Below are 3,701 nucleotides of genomic sequence, written 5' to 3'. Positions count from 1 at the left end.
CACCCAGGCCGCGGCATGACCGCGCTGGCGACGTTCCAGCGCGCACTGGCCACGCATGTACTCGACGGCACAGCGCCTGCTGCCGGCCTGATCGACGGGGGTGCGCATTTTTCCGTCGCGCAACGACTGGCGGTGTACCACCAGGCCTATCGCCTTCGGCTTGCCGAGGCACTCGCGGCCGATTTTCCGGTCCTGCACAGCCTTCTCGGCGAGGCCGGGTTCGAGCGCCTCACCGCGGCCTACATTGCCGCCCAACCGTCGCACTCGTTCACGCTGCGCGATTTCGGGGCGGCGCTGCCGGGATTTCTTGGCCACCACGCCCCTTACCGGCGCCGACCCTGGCTCAAGGCCGCGGCGGCATTCGAGTGGACGTTGTTGGCCGCATTCGATGCCGCCGATGTTCCGCCCTTGAGCGCTGCCGACCTCGCCAGCGTGCCGGCCGAACAGTTTCCGCGCCTGCGGTTTCGCCTGCAGCCGGCGCTGCACCTGCTGCGCCTGACGTGGAACATCCCGGCTACCTGGCGCGCGGTGCAAGCCGGGGAGCAAGCCCCGGCGCCACAACGCCTGCCTGTGCCAACGTGTTGTTTGGTGTGGCGCCGGGAGGAGCGGGTGTACTTTCGCTCCCTGCCCGACGACGAAGCTGCGCTGCTGAAGGCCGTGCGTCGCGGTCGCAGCTTTGCCAGCTGTTGCGACGCCATGACGCGCGCCGGCACGGCGCAGGATCCCGCACGCCGCGCCGCCGAGCTGCTATCCACCTGGCTGGCGGATACGCTATTGATCGCAGCATGACCAGGGCCATGGGAGGAAGGGAATTTGTTACCCGCCGGCAGGGACGGGTATCCAGGGAAGAGCTGAACAGTTCAGCGTTTCCCTACGGCACTTTCGATGGTGGCTATGGGTGGACTCGAACCACCGACCCCGGCATTATGAGTGCCGTGCTCTAACCGGCTGAGCTACATAGCCATGTCCCGGGCGGGGCGCACATTCTAGCAGCAATGGCCCCGATCACCTGAACGGGTGCAGGCGGGTTTTGTCTGCGTCAGCCTGGGTTAATCTCGCACCGAGCCCGAGGAAGCATTCCGTGTATCTACTGTTCCGTCGCAGCGGCCGGGCGCTGCCAGCCGCTGTCGTGGCGTTGACTTTGTTGCTATCCGGCTGTGGCCAGACTGGCCCGCTTTACCTGCCGTCGCCACAAGCGCCGGCCAGCCCCGCCGACACGGCACCGGAAGCCCCTTCGCCCGCGCCATGACCACGCTGGACTACCGCGACCACGCGCTGCACCTGGAGCGGGTCGCGCTGGCCGCGGTGGCGGAGCTGTTCGGCACGCCCTGCTACGTTTACTCCCGCGCCGCCATCGAGGCGGCTTACCGTGCCTACGACAGCGCTTTCGGCGCCACCGCTCACCGCGTCTGCTACGCCGTCAAGGCCAACTCCAACCTCGCCGTGCTGAATGTGCTGGCGCGCCTGGGCGCCGGCTTCGACGTGGTGTCGGGCGGCGAACTGGCGCGGGTGCTGCGCGCCGGTGGCAAGGCCAATCGGGTGGTGTTCTCCGGCGTTGGCAAGAGCACCGAGGAACTGCGCCAGGCACTCGCGGCCGGCATTGCCTGCTTTAATGTGGAATCGGCCGCCGAGCTGGAACGCCTGAACCAGGTGGCGACTGAACTGGGCCTTCGGGCGCCGGTGGCGCTGCGCGTGAACCCGGACGTCGACGCCGGCACCCACCCCTACATCTCGACCGGCCTTAAGGAAAACAAGTTCGGCATTCCGGCCGACGACGCGCTGGCGCTTTACCGCCGCGCGGCCAGCCTGCCCGGTCTGCGCGTGTACGGCGTCGCCTGCCACATCGGCTCGCAGATGACAGACCTGGCGCCACTGCGCGAGGCGGCCGGGCGCATCGCCGCGCTGCGTCTGACCCTGCTGGCGGAAGACATCGCCATTGATCATGTGGACCTTGGCGGTGGACTCGGCATTGCCTATCGCCACGAGGTGGTGCCGAGCGCCACCGATTACGCCGCGGCCATCGGCGAGCCGTTCGCCGGCAGCGGGGTGGAGATTTCGATCGAGCCGGGTCGCTCCATCGTCGGGCCCGCTGGCGTGCTGCTGACGCGTGTGGAATATCTGAAGCCCGGTGCCGGGCGTAATTTCGCCATCATCGATGCGGCGATGAATGACCTGCTGCGTCCTGCCCTGTACGACGCGCATCACGCGGTGTTGCCGCTGCGCCAGGCCGGTGGCCAGACCAAGGTTTGGGAGCTGGTCGGGCCGGTATGCGAGAGCGGCGATTTCCTCGCCCACGCCCGCTCGCTGGCGCTGGCCGAGGGCGATGTGCTGGCGTTGCGCGACGCGGGTGCCTACGGCTTTGCCATGAGCAGTAACTACAACACCCGGCCCCGACCGCCCGAGGTCATGGTGGACGGCGACAAGGCTTACCTGATTCGCGCCCGCGAGACGCTGGACGATCTGTGGCGCGGCGAGGAAATGCTGGCGAACTGAAACGCCGACAGGGCGGTGGCACATCGCGCCCCACCGCCCAGCGACGGCTCAATCAGAACGAGAAACCGACGCCGGCGTTCACGCCACGGTCATCCAGGTCCGAGGTCGGGCCGTTCTTGTCCATGTAGTCGAGCTTGAGCACCACCTGCTCCGACAGCCAGTAGTTAAAGCCCACGTCCACTTGCTTGAACGCGCTGTCGGCGCTGTTGCCGGCGGCGGTATCCCAGCGGTTGTAGCGCGCGAACACGCCCCACCGGTCGTTGAAGCGCCAGGATGGCTCCACGTACCAGCCGTTCTGCTGGTCGCGGCCGAGTGCCTGCGCCTGATCGCCGCCGATGTCCCAGCCGGCGTACAGCGCTCGCAGACCGAATGGGCCACGTTGCAGCACGGCGTGTGTCTCCCACAGGAAGGCACGTGCCCGCTCACCCGTGCCTTGCGTCAGGTCGTCCTGGTACTGCCCGGAAAGCGCCAGCTCCAGACCGGGAATGCCCTGATAACGGATTCGCGCGGTCATGGCCGGGTCTTCCGCTACGGCTTCGGACACTTTCTGCCGGCCACTGCGCGTGAGAAATGCGCTGCTGCCGGTGGTCGGCACATTCAATCCGGAGTGGGCGGCGAGGTTGTAAGCCCAGCCGGGAGCGATATCGCCGTGCAAGCCAATGCCGCCTTCCCACCAGGTGGTCGGGATGATGTTGGTCTCGACCGGATTGCGCTCCACGCCGTAGAAGGTATCCGGCTCGTGGTGCTCGTTCAGGATGCCCAGCGGCAACAGAAACAAGCCGACCTGGGCGTGCTGGTTGTCGGTGAGATCACGTTCGATATACGCCTGTTCGAGTTCGACTTCGCCTTCCTTGCCCTCGCCGGCCAGCGCATGCTCAAGCTCAAGCTCGGCGAATAGCCGCGTGCGGGCGTCGAACTCGTGCCCAAGGAACAGCACGAAGCGATGGAAGTCGATCTCGTCCTTGCTCTGCAGGCTGTTCCAGTGCATTTCGCCATAGGCACCGAGGCTGGTCTTCTCGGCCCAGGACGGGCCGCGGGCGGTAGCCGCCTGCTCGGCCTGCTCCACTGCCTCGCCGGTCGCGGCCACCTGCTCCTTGATCTGCTGGTTTTCGGCCTTGAGCGCCCGAATTTCCTGTTGCGCAGCCTGCAATTGAGCTTGCAGCTGCACCAGTGTCTGTTCGATGGCCTCGATGGAGCTGGCGCCGTGT

At 66.8% G+C, this 3,701-nt stretch carries 4 protein-coding genes and 1 tRNA gene; 3 read left to right on the top strand and 2 right to left on the bottom strand.

Annotation, left to right across the window (positions count from 1 at the left end):
- On the top strand, window positions 1-789 hold a 789-nt coding region (locus ABZF37_RS13885), incomplete at its 5' end, for a DUF2063 domain-containing protein (RefSeq protein WP_372720931.1).
- Window positions 790-886: 97 nt separating this feature from the next.
- On the opposite strand, the gene ABZF37_RS13880 is transcribed toward ABZF37_RS13885, so the two are convergent.
- Window positions 887-963: transfer RNA gene (locus ABZF37_RS13880), tRNA-Met, on the bottom strand.
- A 118-nt stretch (window positions 964-1,081) separates the two neighbouring features.
- Here ABZF37_RS13880 and ABZF37_RS13875 point away from each other — a divergent pair.
- Together ABZF37_RS13875 and lysA are read left to right on the top strand one after the other, a co-directional pair.
- Entirely contained in the window at window positions 1,082-1,249 is a 168-nt protein-coding gene (locus ABZF37_RS13875) for a lipoprotein (protein WP_372720929.1), read from the top strand.
- On the top strand, window positions 1,246-2,493 hold the full coding sequence (gene lysA / locus ABZF37_RS13870; RefSeq protein WP_372720927.1) for a diaminopimelate decarboxylase: 1,248 nt from the start codon (window positions 1,246-1,248) through the stop codon (window positions 2,491-2,493). Before ABZF37_RS13875 ends, lysA begins: the two co-directional genes overlap by 4 nt.
- A gap of 52 nt (window positions 2,494-2,545) precedes the next feature.
- Here the strand turns inward: lysA and ABZF37_RS13865 are convergent.
- A partial coding sequence (locus ABZF37_RS13865) for a porin (protein ID WP_372720925.1) occupies window positions 2,546-3,701 on the bottom strand: 1,156 nt, incomplete at its 5' end.

It is taken from the genome of Immundisolibacter sp. (assembly GCF_041601295.1).
GTDB lineage: Bacteria > Pseudomonadota > Gammaproteobacteria > Immundisolibacterales > Immundisolibacteraceae > Immundisolibacter.
Note: the sequence above shows the minus strand (reverse complement) of the source record. Positions and strands in the feature narration are given on the sequence as shown.